16 protein-coding genes are annotated in these 14,980 nt (G+C 34.8%); 5 read left to right on the forward strand and 11 right to left on the reverse strand.

Features of this window, described 5'->3' with window-relative positions:
- Window positions 1–50 precede the first annotated feature (50 nt).
- The 4 genes from mgtE to I5M32_RS14860 form a co-directional block, all read right to left on the reverse strand.
- Window positions 51–1,400 carry a magnesium transporter gene (gene mgtE / locus I5M32_RS14845; RefSeq protein WP_200587744.1) on the reverse strand — a complete coding sequence of 450 codons (1,350 nt, stop codon included), beginning with the start codon at window positions 1,398–1,400 and terminating at the stop codon, window positions 51–53.
- Between the two features lie 164 nt (window positions 1,401–1,564).
- Window positions 1,565–2,020 (reverse strand): 50S ribosomal protein L27, encoded by a 456-nt coding sequence (gene rpmA, locus I5M32_RS14850; RefSeq protein WP_200587745.1) that lies wholly within the window; start codon window positions 2,018–2,020, stop codon window positions 1,565–1,567.
- A gap of 54 nt (window positions 2,021–2,074) precedes the next feature.
- A complete protein-coding gene (rplU, locus tag I5M32_RS14855) occupies window positions 2,075–2,386 on the reverse strand; it encodes a 50S ribosomal protein L21 (protein ID WP_200587747.1) in 312 nt (103 codons plus the stop codon).
- A 95-nt stretch (window positions 2,387–2,481) separates the two neighbouring features.
- The gene (locus tag I5M32_RS14860) at window positions 2,482–2,928 is read right to left on the reverse strand and encodes a hypothetical protein (RefSeq protein ID WP_200587749.1); all 447 of its coding nucleotides are present in this window, start codon (window positions 2,926–2,928) and stop codon (window positions 2,482–2,484) included.
- Window positions 2,929–3,109: 181 nt separating this feature from the next.
- Between I5M32_RS14860 and I5M32_RS14865 the strand changes: the two genes are divergently transcribed.
- Window positions 3,110–3,313: a hypothetical protein gene (locus tag I5M32_RS14865; protein WP_200587751.1), complete on the forward strand. Its 204-nt coding sequence runs from the start codon at window positions 3,110–3,112 to the stop codon at window positions 3,311–3,313.
- Between the two features lie 80 nt (window positions 3,314–3,393).
- Here the strand turns inward: I5M32_RS14865 and I5M32_RS14870 are convergent, their stop codons facing one another.
- Window positions 3,394–3,615 (reverse strand): hypothetical protein, encoded by a 222-nt coding sequence (locus tag I5M32_RS14870; protein WP_200587753.1) that lies wholly within the window; start codon window positions 3,613–3,615, stop codon window positions 3,394–3,396.
- Window positions 3,616–3,849: 234 nt separating this feature from the next.
- Here I5M32_RS14870 and I5M32_RS14875 point away from each other — a divergent pair, with 234 nt between their 5' ends.
- The 3 genes from I5M32_RS14875 to nhaA (I5M32_RS14885) all read left to right on the forward strand — a co-directional run bounded on the left by I5M32_RS14875 (window position 3,850) and on the right by nhaA (I5M32_RS14885) (window position 7,261).
- Entirely contained in the window at window positions 3,850–4,476 is a 627-nt protein-coding gene (locus I5M32_RS14875) for an L-threonylcarbamoyladenylate synthase (RefSeq protein ID WP_200587755.1), read from the forward strand.
- A gap of 138 nt (window positions 4,477–4,614) precedes the next feature.
- Window positions 4,615–5,802, forward strand: coding sequence for a Na+/H+ antiporter NhaA (nhaA, locus tag I5M32_RS14880; protein WP_200587757.1), 1,188 nt, complete (start codon window positions 4,615–4,617; stop codon window positions 5,800–5,802).
- 217 nt (window positions 5,803–6,019) lie between these two features.
- On the forward strand, window positions 6,020–7,261 hold the full coding sequence (gene nhaA / locus I5M32_RS14885; protein WP_200587759.1) for a Na+/H+ antiporter NhaA: 1,242 nt from the start codon (window positions 6,020–6,022) through the stop codon (window positions 7,259–7,261).
- Here nhaA (I5M32_RS14885) and trpA read toward each other — a convergent pair.
- Genes trpA through trpD form a run of 5 tightly spaced genes read right to left on the reverse strand, consistent with a single transcriptional unit; the run spans window position 7,251 to window position 11,970 of the window.
- Entirely contained in the window at window positions 7,251–8,024 is a 774-nt protein-coding gene (gene trpA / locus I5M32_RS14890; RefSeq protein WP_200587761.1) for a tryptophan synthase subunit alpha, read from the reverse strand. The genes nhaA (I5M32_RS14885) and trpA overlap by 11 nt on opposite strands.
- Window positions 8,025–8,030: 6 nt before the next feature.
- Window positions 8,031–9,143, reverse strand: a complete 1,113-nt coding sequence (locus tag I5M32_RS14895) for a PDDEXK nuclease domain-containing protein (RefSeq protein ID WP_200587763.1) — start codon at window positions 9,141–9,143, stop codon at window positions 8,031–8,033.
- An 11-nt stretch (window positions 9,144–9,154) separates the two neighbouring features.
- Window positions 9,155–10,336, reverse strand: a complete 1,182-nt coding sequence (gene trpB / locus I5M32_RS14900; RefSeq protein ID WP_200587765.1) for a tryptophan synthase subunit beta — start codon at window positions 10,334–10,336, stop codon at window positions 9,155–9,157.
- Window positions 10,337–10,972: a phosphoribosylanthranilate isomerase gene (locus I5M32_RS14905; RefSeq protein WP_200587767.1), complete on the reverse strand. Its 636-nt coding sequence runs from the start codon at window positions 10,970–10,972 to the stop codon at window positions 10,337–10,339.
- The gene (gene trpD / locus I5M32_RS14910) at window positions 10,972–11,970 is read right to left on the reverse strand and encodes an anthranilate phosphoribosyltransferase (RefSeq protein WP_200587769.1); all 999 of its coding nucleotides are present in this window, start codon (window positions 11,968–11,970) and stop codon (window positions 10,972–10,974) included. The genes I5M32_RS14905 and trpD overlap by 1 nt, the downstream gene beginning before the upstream one ends.
- Window positions 11,971–12,168: 198 nt before the next feature.
- On the opposite strand from trpD, the gene I5M32_RS14915 reads away from it, so the two are divergent.
- Entirely contained in the window at window positions 12,169–13,140 is a 972-nt protein-coding gene (locus I5M32_RS14915; RefSeq protein ID WP_200587770.1) for an ion channel, read from the forward strand.
- Between the two features lie 144 nt (window positions 13,141–13,284).
- On the opposite strand, the gene I5M32_RS14920 is transcribed toward I5M32_RS14915, so the two are convergent.
- A complete protein-coding gene (locus I5M32_RS14920) occupies window positions 13,285–14,877 on the reverse strand; it encodes a peptide chain release factor 3 (RefSeq protein ID WP_200587771.1) in 1,593 nt (530 codons plus the stop codon).
- Window positions 14,878–14,980: the final 103 nt, after the last annotated feature.

Consider the following 14,980-nt stretch of genomic DNA (forward strand, 5'->3'; position numbering starts at 1 on the left):
AGGTAAATTGTTTATGAGCTTATCTGTTGAGACATTGTTTACCGCTACAATTATAGCAATAATTTAGAGGCTAGGCCTAATAAAAGTAAGAATCCAAATACGTCGGTAAAGGTGGTTATGATAATTGATGAAGCTACTGCGGGATCTATCCCTACTCGTTTTAATATTAATGGAATTCCTGCCCCGGTAATGCCGGCAATTAATAAGTTACCTGTCATGGCGATGAAAATCACCAATCCCAAAAGCAAATTATCATCATAAAAATAAGCGAATAAAAACACTATCAATCCATTTACGGCGCCATTAATTAGCCCCACCGTTAGCTCTTTTAATACTGTTTTATAAGCCTGGTTATCAGTTAAATCACTTAAAGTTATTCTACGAACGGTTACTGCCAAGGCTTGTGTTGCGGCGTTACCTCCCATCCCTGCAATAATTGTCATGTACCCTGCTAAAACCACTATTTTTGTTACGGTAGGTTCAAAATATCGGATTACGGATGAAGCCAAAAAGGCGGTTCCTAAATTCAATATCAGCCATGGCAAGCGAGATTTAACGGCTTCTATCCAATTACCGCTTAGTTCCTCATCTTCAGATACACCAGAGAATTTCAGAATATCCTCTGTGTTTTCCTCTTGCATTACATCTATCACATCATCAAAGGTTACCCTACCCAACAGTTTCATGTTTAAATCTACCACTGGTATGCTGGTAAGGTTATATTGAGAAATTAGATCTGCTACTTCTTCTTGATCGGTGCTGGTTTTAACAAACACAAATTCTGTGTTTACTATATCGGCTATTTTGGCATTTGCCTTCGCTTTAATGATGTCTTTTAAAGAGACTATTCCTTTTAAAATATCATCATGATCTACAACATATATGGTATAAAATTCTTCTATCTCTTCGCTTTGTAGAATGATCTGGTCAATCGCCTGTTTTTTAGACATATCAGCATCAACCTTAATTACCTCGGTATTCATCAAACCACCTGCCGTGTCTTCGGCATAGGTCATTAAATTTCTGATGTTTACCGCATCCTCCTTATCTAGCTCTTGTAAAATATCATGCTGGTCTTGCTCATCCATTTGGGAGATGATGTCCGTAGCATCGTCATAATCCAGCTCTTCAACAATTTCTTGTCTTTTTTCTGGCTCAAGGTCTATTAAGAGTTCTTCTGGATGTGCCTCATGGCTCATTTCTGAAATAATCTCAGAAGCTAAATCAATCGGAAGAAGGTTGATGATTTTCTTTTGAGATTCTAAGGATATGGACTCAAAAAGAATGGCAATCTCAGAGGCATGATAATCGGCCAATAGCAACAAGAGGTCTTGATCACCGCCTTCTAAAGCTTGTTTAACTTTGAGTATATCTGTCTTATCTAGCTCAAAAGATTGCATATTGGCTAAATTAATTCTAAAGCTTTAAAATAAAGTATTTTTTGGAATATAATTTTAACAACCTATTATTTGACCAACAAAAATGTTCTTTTAAAACACGTAAAACAAAAAAGTCTCAACTTTTTAAAACGTTGAGACTTTTTTGCACTGTTGGTTAAATATTCTTATTCTGCAGCATCAGTTTTTTTTGCAGCTGTTTTTTTAACGGTAGCTTTCTTTTCTTTTGGCTCTTTAACCTCTGCCACCTTAGCTTTGGGTTTTGCCTCCTTTTTAACCGGAGTCTTATCTTCTACCACCTTTTTAGGGGCAACTTCTTTAGTTTCTACCTTTTTATTTTTTAAAGCCTCTAAAATTGGTGCAGAAAAATCTACGGGGATAATAGAAACATAAGATTTGTTATCTGCTTTTTTCCTAAAAGAAACTTTGCCATCAACCAAAGCAAATAATGTATGGTCTTTGCCTATACCCACATTTTTTTCTGGGTGGTGTTTAGTGCCACGTTGGCGAACGATGATGTTACCGGCAATTGCAGCCTGACCACCATAAATTTTAATACCTAAACGTTTGCTATGCGATTCTCTACCGTTGTTAGAGCTACCGGCTCCTTTTTTGTGTGCCATGTTTTATCTATTTAACTAGGTATAAACCCAGTATAATTAAATTAATGTAAATAATTAGATCGAAATATTATCGATTTGGATCTTAGTGAAAGACTGACGGTGACCGTTTTTCTTTTTATAACCTTTTCTTCTCTTTTTGTGGAAAACTATTACTTTTTCTCCTTTTAAATGAGACACGATCTTGGCAGAAACCTTAGCACCTTTAACAGCAGGCAAACCCACTGATATTTTACCTTCGTTTTCTATCAATAACACGTTGTCAAATTCAATACTAGCGCCTTCTTCTCCTTGTAACCTGTGTACAAAAAGATGCTGGTCTTTAGCAACTTTAAATTGCTGCCCTGCTATACTTACTATTGCGTACATTGTTTAAAAATTATTGTTTAAAAATTTGAGGTGCAAATATAGGGATAAAGTTTTGTTTATCAAATCTGATTTGTGTTTTTATCAAAGGAGAATGATCAATAATTGGGTCTGTTTAAAATAACCTGATAAATTATTGCGCTTCTAATATCAAAATCTATCCTATCATCTTCAAGTGGTGGCGGAAATTCAAATTGATGATGATGTTTTTGATGGATTAACCTACCCGCCATCACTTGCGCCGATGGCACTTCTGGATTGTAATAATCTTTTACGGCCAACTTATCTGCCTTATTTACGTTTTCGGCTTCGTTCCTCAATTTTTCCCTTTCTAAACGCCTCTGTTCTAAATAAGCCTGTACATCTGTTGTATCTTCTCTCATCTGCGGTGGTTTTGCTTCCGCAGTTGCCGATTGGGCATTTTGGGGAATATGAGGATTTTCGGAAATCCTCTTTGCTGCCTTTTCTTTTTCTTTTTTAAAGTTGAGATAAGCACTATAAAGAAAATAAGCAATAGGTAATAGAATAAATATGATTTTTTCCACGATGTAATTTATCAAAAATTAAAAAGAAACTTAAATAGCCGGCTATTATATTACCTAATAATTTGTTTATTGTTAATTATACAAATATTAATACACAATTTTATGAATTATTTATACAATTTATCGAATATTTATATATTTGGTCAAAAATTAATCAAATTAAAAAACAAAAAGTATTAGCATGAAAAATTTATTCAAATTCGGATTTTTTGCTTTAGCAATCTCATTATCTGTTGTTGCTTGTAACTCAAACAAAGCTACAGACTCATCAGCAGATTCTGCAAAGGTTGATTCTACTATGATGGATTCTACGATGATGGATTCTACCAAAATGGATTCTACGATGACAGACTCTACTAAAATGGATTCAACTGCAAAAATGTAATCGTTAGTTTTAAAGAAAAAAAATCCTGCATTTAATTATAAGTGCAGGATTTTTTGTTTTATATGATAGGGTTGATAAATTTAACTTGCTTGGGCTAGACCATGTGAGGCGTTGCAAATTTGAGATTTAAGAAAGTTTAGGTCTTCTCTAAGGATATTTAGCAATTCATTATCGTAAGCTTTGGTGGCCATACTGATGAGTTTTGCTTTCACTTTTGAACGCTGCTCTTGAATATCGCTTTTTAAAATCGATAATAGTTCTGAGTCAAAATTTGATGGTATTCTAGTTAAGTCATTTTTCATAATCGTGTTTTTTTAAATGGTTATTGAGCTTAATACCAAATAAGTGCCAAACAATTTTTGATGAGAAATAGATCTATTTTAGTAAAATACGGCAGTTTTAAAGTTAGTTTCTATTAAAACGAGATGGTTTTAGTTTCTAAATCATCAAAATATGTTCTTTTTTTAAGACAGTTTGTTGTATTAATATCATGAGGGGGATATTTATTAAGCTTAAATGTTTATTTTTGGAGTAAGATGCTCGTACGCCTTTATCCAGAAAATCCCAATGAAAAAATTTTAGAACAGATCGTTGATGTTCTTAGAAAAGGTGGGATCATCATTTACCCAACCGATACCATTTATGGTTTGGGTTGCGATATCACCAACCAGAAAGCCATTGAGAAAATCGCAAAATTAAGAGGCTTAAAACCCGAAAAAGCAAATTTTTCTTTTATATGTTATGATTTGAGCCACATATCTGATTATATTAAGCCCATTGATAACAGCATATTTCGAGTTTTAAAAAAGGCTTTGCCCGGGCCATTTACCTTTATATTTAACGCTAGTAATAATGTTCCTAAATTATTATCCAAAAACAAAAAAACGGTGGGCATCAGGGTCCCTGATAATAACATAGCAAGACAAATTGTTAAAATGTTGGGCCACCCTATTTTATCTACATCTATACATGATGAAGATGAAATTATAGAATACACCACAGATCCCGAACTGATCTTTGAAAAGTATGAAGACCGTGTAGATTTAGTTATTGATGGAGGTTATGGCGATAATGTACCTTCAACCGTGATCGATTGTACCTCTGGCGATTTTCAAGTTTTAAGGGAAGGGAAAGGAAATATTGAAGATTATATTTCATCATAATACTGTTTAGGTCGATAATCTAATTTTAAATAAAGCATACCAGCCAAACAAAAATTATTGATGGATAACCAAACTCGGCCTATTTTTATTTACAGTTTCTAAATCTTTTAGGCTAAATTTTTTCTTATTTTAGCGAATATGGCCAAAATAATCAACTTAAAACCTTATAAAGACTTTTTCAAATCAGAATCTACCGGGGGCATCCTTTTAATGCTTTGTGTAGTTGTTAGTTTGATCATTGCCAATTCTGGTATTGGCAATAATTTCAATAATTTATTATCTACAAAAATAGGCTTTGAAAACTCTGTTATTGATCTAAGATACAGTATTTTATTATGGATAAACGATGGCCTAATGGCCATCTTCTTTTTGATGGTTGGTTTAGAGATAAAAAGAGAATTAGTAGAAGGAGAGCTATCTAGTATCAAACAAGCCAGCCTACCAATTATCGCGGCAATTGGAGGTATGCTTGTTCCGGCCTGTATATATATCATCTTAGATTCATCGGCACAAACAGGCCATGGCTGGGGTATTCCTATGGCCACAGACATCGCTTTTGCTATTGCTATCCTTTCTATATTGGGCAGCAAAGTTCCTAATTCCTTAAAAGTTTTTTTAACAGCTTTAGCCATCGTTGATGATTTGGGTGCCATCTTGGTGATTGCATTATTTTATTCTAATGAGATACATTTTGAATACCTTTTATATTCTGGTGCCATCATGGTTTTATTGATAGCTTTCAATTATTTTGGCGTAAAGAAGCTTGCATTTTATATCATCCCGGGTATTTTGATGTGGTATTTTATCCATCATTCTGGCATACATGCCACAATTGCTGGTGTTCTTACCGCCTTAACGATCCCAACTAATGCAACTGATAATGCCTCTCCATTAGAAAAATTAGAGCATTTGCTGGTAAAACCCGTCAATTTTATCATCATGCCCTTATTTGCGATCGCAAATACAAATATCAGGTTTGAATCTGAGATGTTGAACAACATTACATCGGGCTTGAGCATTGCCATTATTTGTGGCTTATTAATAGGCAAGCCCCTGGGCATATTATCCTTTTCTTGGCTTTCTGTAAAACTAAAAATCAGTAAACTCCCGCAAACGGCAACATGGGCACAAATTGGAGGGCTTGGCTTATTAGGCGGCATTGGTTTTACCATGTCGATATTCATAGCGTTGCTCTCTTTGCCCCAACCAGAGTACCAAACACAGGCAAAGTTCTCTATTTTAATTGCTTCTGTTTGTGCAGGTATTTTAGGCTATTCGGTATTGAAATTCTTAGGGAAATCAAAAAAAAGAATGATTTTAAAATAAATTACCTATTAAAAACCTCAAATTCCCTAGAATTAAAACCATTTACATTAAATAATCTTTAATTATCTTGTGTTTTTCTAATATCATTTTAATAATTTGATATTTTAAGCTTTATTATTCTATTTTTATTCTAAAAAATGCTTTAAATCATTTTTTTGTTTATTTTTATTCAAATAATATTTAATTTTATGTTAATTATTAGAAAATAACAATCAAAATGAGAGAAATAAGCAAAAAAGTATATAAAAAGTTTTTAAAAACAGAATCTAAGGCAGGTATTATTCTAATTTTTTGTGTACTAATTTCAATTCTTGTTGCTAATTCTTCTTTAGGGGGTTATTTTAATGAATTATTAAATTTTAAGTTAGGCATAGCAACTAACGGAATTGATTTAAACTTTAGTTCTTTAAGTTGGATAAACGATGGCTTAATGGCCATTTTCTTCTTATATGTTGGTTTGGAAATTAAAAGGGAAGTAATTGATGGAGAGTTAAAATCCATTAAGCAATCGTCATTACCGATAATTGCCGCATTGGGCGGTATGTTAATGCCAGCATTGCTCTTTGCATTAATTAACATTGGGTCTGTAACATCTAAAGGTTGGGGAATTCCGATGGCAACTGATATTGCTTTTGCTATTGGTATTTTATCTGTTCTTGGTGATAGGGTCCCAAAATCTTTAAAGGTGTTTTTAACCGCCTTGGCCATTGTTGATGATTTAGGAGCTATTTTAGTTATTGCCGTCTTTTACACCTCAGATTTACATTTTACCTATTTGATGTTGGCTGCCGGGGTTTTTGCGTTTCAGATGGCTTTAAATTATTTTGGGGCTAAAAAACTTATCTATTATATTATCCCGGGTATGGTTTTATGGTATTTGATCCACCACAGTGGGATACACGCTACCATTGCCGGTGTTTTGACGGCTATTGCCATACCTGCAACAAGCGAAAAGAGGAAACATTCTCCATTAGAAAAATTGGAAGGTTTATTAAGCAACCCTGTAAGTTATATCATTATGCCATTATTTGCTTTGGCAAATACCAATATAAGGTTTGAATCTGAAATGATCAAAGGATTAACCAACCCTTTAGGCTTGGGAATTTTAGCAGGATTATTTTTGGGAAAACCACTTGGAATAACATTAGCCACATGGATCGCCATTAAATTTAAAATAGCCAAAAAACCTAGGTTAGCTAGTTGGAAGCAAATATCTGGGGTTGCGATGTTGGGCGGCATAGGTTTTACCATGTCTATATTTGTATCGATACTTTCTTTTGGCGCACCTATATTTCAGTTGGAGGCTAAATTCTCTATCCTTATTGCATCAATTATCTCTGCAACTGCAGGTTATGTTTTCTTAAATTATTTGAGCAAAAAACATTCTCCGGTTATAATTAAACAAAAGGTTAAAGAAGAAACATATTCTGGCAAAGAAAAACTAGAGCTTAGTCTCTAATTTTTCTGATAAATTGTGGGATATGACTTAAATAATCTTTTGCATTTCCAATTGTTTTAACAAAAGCAGAACCTACAATGGCTCCATTTGCATACTGATTTGCTCTCATAAAACTATTTTTATCAGAAATACCAAAACCTATAATGAGTGGGTTTTTTGGGTTTAAGCTTTTTACTCTTTCATAATATTCTCCAATTTCATCAGATACGTTTAAACTTTTACCCGTTGTAGATGACGATGATAACAAATAGATAAAGCCGTTAGAAAGCTCATCTATTTTTTTTATCCTTTCATTAGATGTTTGAGGGGTTACCAAAAAAACATTACTTAAGCCGTTTTTAATAAAATCATCTTGATAGATCTCTTCATATTCATTAAGTGGTAAATCTGGTACAATTACACCATCCACGCCAGCATCGGCGGCAGCCTTACAAAAATTAGCTACACCGTATTGGATCATTGGGTTTGCGTACCCCATCAGCAAAACTGGGATAGTAACCCTAGTTCTTAAATCTTTTAATTGCTGAAACAAAAGCTTTAAAGTCATGCCGTTTTCTATCGCAACTTGCGAGCTGTTTTGGATAACGGGGCCATCTGCCAAAGGGTCTGAATAAGGGAAACCTATCTCTAAAAAATCGGCCCCAGCTTTTTCTAAAGCTTCGGCAATTTTTATGGTAGCGCCAATTTCTGGGTAACCTGCCGTAAAATAGATGGATAAAATATTGTTTTTCTTTTTCTCAAAGAGTTGTTGTAATCTGTTCATTTGGTTCTAATCTTCTAATTTCTTAAGTTCATCTTCTAATTCTTGAATAGTAGGCAGACTGCTTTTTAAATTATCTGGTAAATTTTCTACTAATCTCAATTCGCTAATTCCCATAGGTTTATTCATATCACGTAGTGCAAACTCTGCCTCTATATTATTTTTATCTTTGCATAACAAAATGCCAATAGATGGATTATCACTTTTATCCTTGATCATGCTATCTACCGCCGATAAATAAAAATTCAGTTTTCCGGTAAATTCTGGAATAAATTTGGTGTTTTTTAATTCTATAACCACATAGCATCTAAGTTTTATATGATAAAAAAGTAGATCTAGGTAATAATCATTATCCGCAATTTGTAAATGATACTGATTTCCAATAAAAGCAAAACCTTTGCCCAATTCTAAAAGAAACTTTGTAATATGTTCTATCAATTGCCTCTCAATGTCTAGTTCCCTATATTTTACATCTAAACTTAGAAAATCAAAAATATATGGATCTTTTAAAGTTTGATTAGCTAAATCTGATAGTGGCTTTGGTAAAGTGTTACTAAAGTTATTTATCGACTTTCCTTGGCGTTTATATAAATCAGATGATATTTGGATTTCTAAAATAGCCCTACTCCAATTATTTTCTAAGGTTTGATTTAAATAGAATATTGCCATATCAATATTATTAGCTTTTGTGAAAATAATAATATGATGGCCCCATGGGATGTTAGTCAATAATTTTTGTAAATTAAATACACCCTCTATTTCAGGTAATTCTAATAGTCCAATAGATTGTTGGACTGTTATATTTTCATTAGAGTCTATTTGTCCAACAACTTGTTGGACAATTTTACTTGAATAAAATTCATAAAATTTTTTACAATAAAATAGATTGCTTCTAGAAACCCCTTTTATATCTGGAAATTCATGTTTTAGATCTTTTGAAACTTGCGCAATCAACTTGTTTCCCCAAACATTTTCCATTTCAGAAATGGATTTCCCTAATTCCCAATAAAAGCCAATTAAAGAACTATTAACGGCTAAAGCAGCTTTAATTTGGGTAGAACGTATTTTACTTTTAAGCTCTATTAACCAATTCTTATATTCTGGATTTAGGAGGCTTTGCATCTTTTATAACATTAAAGTTTAAAGTATTTCATAAAAGTATCCAAATCTTTGTCTCCCCTTCCGGATAAGCAGATAACCACCACATCATCAGGCTTGAAGGTCATTTTTTCTAATTGAGCCAAAGCATGTGCCGATTCTATTGCGGGGATGATCCCTTCCATTTTAGACAATAGCAAACTAGCTTGCATGGCTTCATCATCAGTAATGCTCACATATTCTACTCTTTTAACTTTATGCAAATGAGCATGTTGTGGACCAATGCCCGGGTAATCTAAACCTGCCGAAATAGAATAGGGTTCTACAACCTGTCCGTCTTCTGTTTGCATCAAAATGGTTCTTGAGCCATGCAAAACACCTTCTTTTCCTAAAACGGATGTTGCGGCAGAATGGCCAGAATTTACGCCCAAGCCAGCTGCCTCGGCGGCAATCAGTTTTACGTTTTCATCATCCAAAAAATGATAAAACATACCCATTGCATTACTCCCACCTCCAACACAGGCCAAAACATAATCTGGTTGATCATTTCCGGTTTGCTCTATCAATTGTTGTTTTGTTTCTTTTGATATGATGGATTGAAATAAGGAAACCATCTCTGGGTAAGGATGTGGCCCAACCACAGAACCTATGATATAATGCGTATCAACCGGGTTGTTGATCCAATCCCTCATTGCCTCATTGGTGGCATCTTTTAGCGTTTTACTGCCCGAAGTTGCCGGAATTACGGTTGCCCCCATCATTTTCATACGGGCAACATTTGGGGCTTGGCGTTCAATATCAACCTCGCCCATGTAAATCACACATTCTAAACCTTTTAGAGCGCAAACAGTAGCGGTTGCTACACCATGCTGCCCTGCCCCCGTTTCGGCAATTATCCTTTTCTTCCCCAGTTTTTCGGCCAAAATAATCTGACCGACCGTATTATTTACCTTGTGCGCACCGGTATGGTTTAGATCTTCCCGTTTGAGATATATTTTTGCTCCGTATTTTTCAGAAAGCCGTTTTGCTAAGAACAAAGGCGAAGGCCGGCCTACATAATTCTTTAGCAGATCTTCAAATTCTGCTTTAAAATCTGGTTGGGCAATAATGTTTAAATATTGGTTTTTTAACTGTTCTATGTTGGGATAAAGCATCTCTGGGATGTATGCTCCCCCAAAATCTCCGTAATATCCGTTTTCGTTTACACGATAGTTCATTTATATATTTTTTATAAGTTCAAATGCTGATGATAATTTTTCGATATTCTTTGAGCCTGGTTCAAACTCAAATTTCGAGTTTAGATCCACACCATAAAAGTAAGGGTTTTCAATTTCTTTTATGGCCGATAAGTTTTCTAAACTTAACCCACCGCTTAAAAAGAAAGGTTTTTCAAAATTATATTTATTCAATATATCCCATCCGAAAGTTTTTCCCGAACCTCCGTGATGCTCGGTTTTTGTATCGAACAGAAAAAAATCTACTTTATCCACGTAAGGTTCCAAAACTTTAAAATCAAAATCATCATCAACACCAAAAGCTTTGATGATTATAAAACCTAATATTCTCAATTCTTTACAAAATTCTGGGCTTTCATCACCATGTAATTGAAGGGTTTTAAATCCGTAAATATTACTAAATTCAATTATCTCTTGTAATTGGGCATTTACAAATACCGCTGTTTTATCGATTTCTTTATCAACCCCGTTTAAATCTGATTTTTGAAAATCGGGGCCTACAAATCTTTTTGATGGCGGATAAAATATAAAGCCCATATAATTGGGTTTTAGTGCAGATAATGAATTGATATTATCCGGATATTTCATCCCACAAACCTTAATTTTTAAATGCTTCATCAATTGTTTAAAGCTATTAGTTTTTTAAATGCTGTTTTTGCCTTTCCTGCTGTTAAAGAATTTTCTGCTTCGTAATAGCAATCGGCGAAAGCCTTATTCGGATTTATGGTTTTGATGGCCAAAGCCGCATTGCACAAAACCACATTATTCTGGTTTTCTGTAGCTTGGTTGTTTAAAACATCCATAAAAATTTTAGCAGATTCTTCTACCGTATTGCCACCAGTAATGGTATTTGCTGCTATCTTATCAAAGCCTAAGCTCTCTATGCTGGTAATTTGTTCTCCCTTGTTTGAGAAAGTCTTAAAATCGCAAGTTAAAGAGACCTCATCATAACCTTCCAAAGCATGTAAAATGGTGTAGTTTTTATCTGATTGTTGATACAAATAGGCATACAATCTTGCTAATTCTAAGCTAAAAACACCTACAATTTGGTTTTGGGGTTGTGCGGGATTAACCATTGGCCCCAACATATTAAAAAAGGTTTTTACGCCCAGTTCTCTTCTTATGGGGGCAACGTTTTTCATAGCGGGGTGAAATAAAGGGGCATGAAGGAAACAAATACCAGCTTGATCTAAAGACTTTTTAAGCAAATCTTCTCGATTGGTAAATTTATGACCCAAATATTCCATCACGTTAGAAGAGCCACAACCAGAAGAAACGCCATAATTACCATGTTTTGCAACATGGTATCCCGCTCCAGCAACTACAAATGAAGCTAAAGTAGAAATATTGAAAGTATCCTTTCCATCGCCACCTGTACCACAAAGATCTATTAAATCAAATTCTGATGTTAAGTTAATGGGGATGCAAAGTTCTACCATGGCATCTCTAAAACCTTCCAATTCATCAACCGTGATGTTTCGCATACAGTAGGCCGTCATGAAAGCGGCCATTTGAGACGGGTTGTATTTACCCAAAGAAATGTTTTTTAATATTTCTTTAGATTGTTCTTTAGAAAATGTTTTTTGCTCAAATAAATGATTTAAAATCGCTTTCATTAATATTGTTTAAATAAATAAAAAAAGGGCTACCAAATGGCAACCCTTTATATCTTGTGATAAAATAAAAAACGAGGTTTGCCTTACGAATTATCGTAATGCCACCACCAAATTTTATTTAAGTTTAAAGTTTTCATGTTTGTTTAGCAAATATGGTAATTTTTTGAATATTGAGAAAATTAAAAGCATTTTTAGTTGATGATAAAGATCAAACATAAATCGAGAATTGATGAGGATATGGGTTTTGGGAAAAATCCTACTCAAAATAACCAAAGACTATTAAACAAAGACGGTAGTTCTAACATCAAAAGAAAAGGTTTGCCATTTTTTAAGCCTCATGAAGCTTACAACTCGCTTATTTTTATGAGTTGGAGCAGGTTTTGGATAACCATTTCATTGGCCTATGTTTCTATAAACCTGTTTTTTGCGATGGTTTATTTTGGCATAGGTATGCAACACTTAACAGGCTCTGTTTCTCACAATAGCTTGGATAAATTTTTGGATGCTTTCTTTTTTTCTGCACAAACCATAGCTACGGTAGGTTATGGCCATTTAAGCCCGTCTGGGTTTTTAACCAATATAGTTGCCGCTTTTGAATCTTTTTTAGGCTTACTAACCTTTGCATTGGCTACGGGTTTATTGTATGGGCGGTTTAGTAGGCCAACCGCAAAAATAATTTACAGCAAAAATATGGTAGTTGCGCCTTATCAGAACGGGAAAGGATATATGTTTAGATTGGCTAATTTACGCAGTAACCAATTGATAGAACTGAGCATTGAGGTGCTGTTGAGTATCAACGTTATGGAGAGCGGTAAAACCACCAGAAGGTTTGTGCCTTTAAAATTAGAGCGCAGCAGCATTAATTTATTAACCCTAAGTTGGACCGTTGTACATCCCTTAGAAGAAGATAGCCCTTTGATCAATTTAACACCTGAAGATTTGATGGGTGCCGATGCCGAATTTATTGTGATGCTTAAGGCTTTTGATGATGCTTTTTCACAAACCGTACACTCTAGAACTTCTTATAAAGCAAGTGAAGTAATGTTTGATAGCAAGTTTGCACAAATCATAAAAGCCGATGAAAACGGTATTTATGAGATCGATATTTCTAAAGTGAGCGAATATGAAAAAAGTTTTGAGAGCGAAAAGCCTGCATTCAAGCAATCATAGCAATAAGTGGGTTTATTAACGGCTTGCACCAAGAGGTAACAAAACATCTTGATTCTTTACCTCCTAAAGCAAAGCGTCTTGATTCTTGGCTCTTTCAGCGAAGCGGTCTTGGTTCTTATCTCTCTCAGCAAAGCCATCTTGGTTCTAACTAAGCATTTCCCATTCAGAAGTCTCATGAAACGTAATTGCCGGATATTCTTTGGCCGCATACTCGATATCCCAAGCAGATGAAGCCAAGAAAACAGGTTTATTTTCTTTATCAAAAGCTATTTTTTGAGCATAACGACGGGTAAATTTCTCCAGTTCTTGTGGGGTTGTGGCAGAAATCCATTTGGCTTTTGAGATATTGACAGGCCTAAAATGACAAGATGCACCATATTCGTTTTTCAACCTAAATTGGATAACTTCAAACTGCAACTCCCCTACCGTACCAATAATTTTTCTATTGCCTGGGTTTTGAATAAACAATTGCGCTACGCCTTCATCACTCAATTGATGGATCCCTTTTTCTAATTGCTTGGTCTTAAAAGGATCGCTGTTTTCTAATTCCCTAAAAATTTCTGGCGAAAAACTTGGGATACCGATAAACTGTAAGCTTTCTCCTTCGGTTAAGGTATCGCCAATTTTAAAGTTTCCAGAATCGTACAAACCAACCACATCGCCTGGGAAAGCTTCTTCAACCAAACTTTTGTTATCTGCCATAAAACTGGTTGGCGATGCAAATTTCAGTTTTTTATTGAGCCTGTTGTGCTGGTAAAATGTATTACGCTGAAAAGTACCCGAGCAAATCCTGCAAAATGCAATCCTATCACGATGGTTGGGATCTAAATTGGCGTGGATTTTAAAGATAAAACCCGTGAATTTATTTTCGTTAGGTTCTATTTTGCGGGTATCTGTTTCTCTGCCTTGCGGCGATGGCGCAATTTTGATGAAGGTTTCTAACAATTCTTGCACCCCAAAATTATTGATGGCACTACCAAAAAACACGGGTGCCAAATAACCCGAAAGGTAAAGGTCTCTATCAAAAGGCTCTGCAACGGTTTCGATCAGTTCTACATCGTCTTTTAACTTATTTGTTAAGCGTTGGCCCAAAAGTTCTTCTAATTTTGGATCATCTAAACCGTTAATGGCTATACTATCATCTGCAATATGTTTTTTGCTGGCACTAAAAAGGTTTAATGCCTTATTGTTTAATTGATAAACACCTTTAAAAGAACCTCCAATACCTATTGGCCAGCTTAATGCCCTTGTAGAGATGTTCAGTTCTTTTTCAATTTCTTCTAACAGATCAAAAGGGTCTTTCCCTTCCCTATCCATTTTATTCACAAAAACAATAACCGGCGTGTGGCGCATTCTACATACCTGCATCAGTTTTTTGGTTTGTTCCTCTACACCTTTTACACAATCTACCACCAAAATAACAGAATCCACAGCGGTTAAGGTACGGTAAGTATCCTCGGCAAAATCTTTGTGCCCAGGCGTATCCAAGATATTGATCTTGGTGTTCAAATACTCGAAACCCATTACAGAGGTAGCCACAGAGATGCCACGTTGCTTCTCGATCTCCATAAAATCTGAAGTTGCCGCCTTATCTGCCTTATTGCTTTTTACCGCACCTGCTTTTTGTATGGCACCTCCAAATAACAATAATTTCTCGGTTAAGGTTGTTTTACCTGCATCGGGGTGACTAATGATACCAAAGGTTCTACGTTTGGCAATTTCGCTCTGTAAACTCATAATAATTTATCGCTAAAATAAATTTTAGCTATGGGTGTTTTTTTTTGAAGGTGCAAATATAGGGTTTTAATCTATTTTGAGGATAACGGCTTTTGGGGCGGTT

Origin of the sequence: Pedobacter segetis, assembly GCF_016623585.1 — a bacterium.
GTDB classification, from domain to species: Bacteria; Bacteroidota; Bacteroidia; order Sphingobacteriales; family Sphingobacteriaceae; genus Pseudopedobacter; species Pseudopedobacter segetis.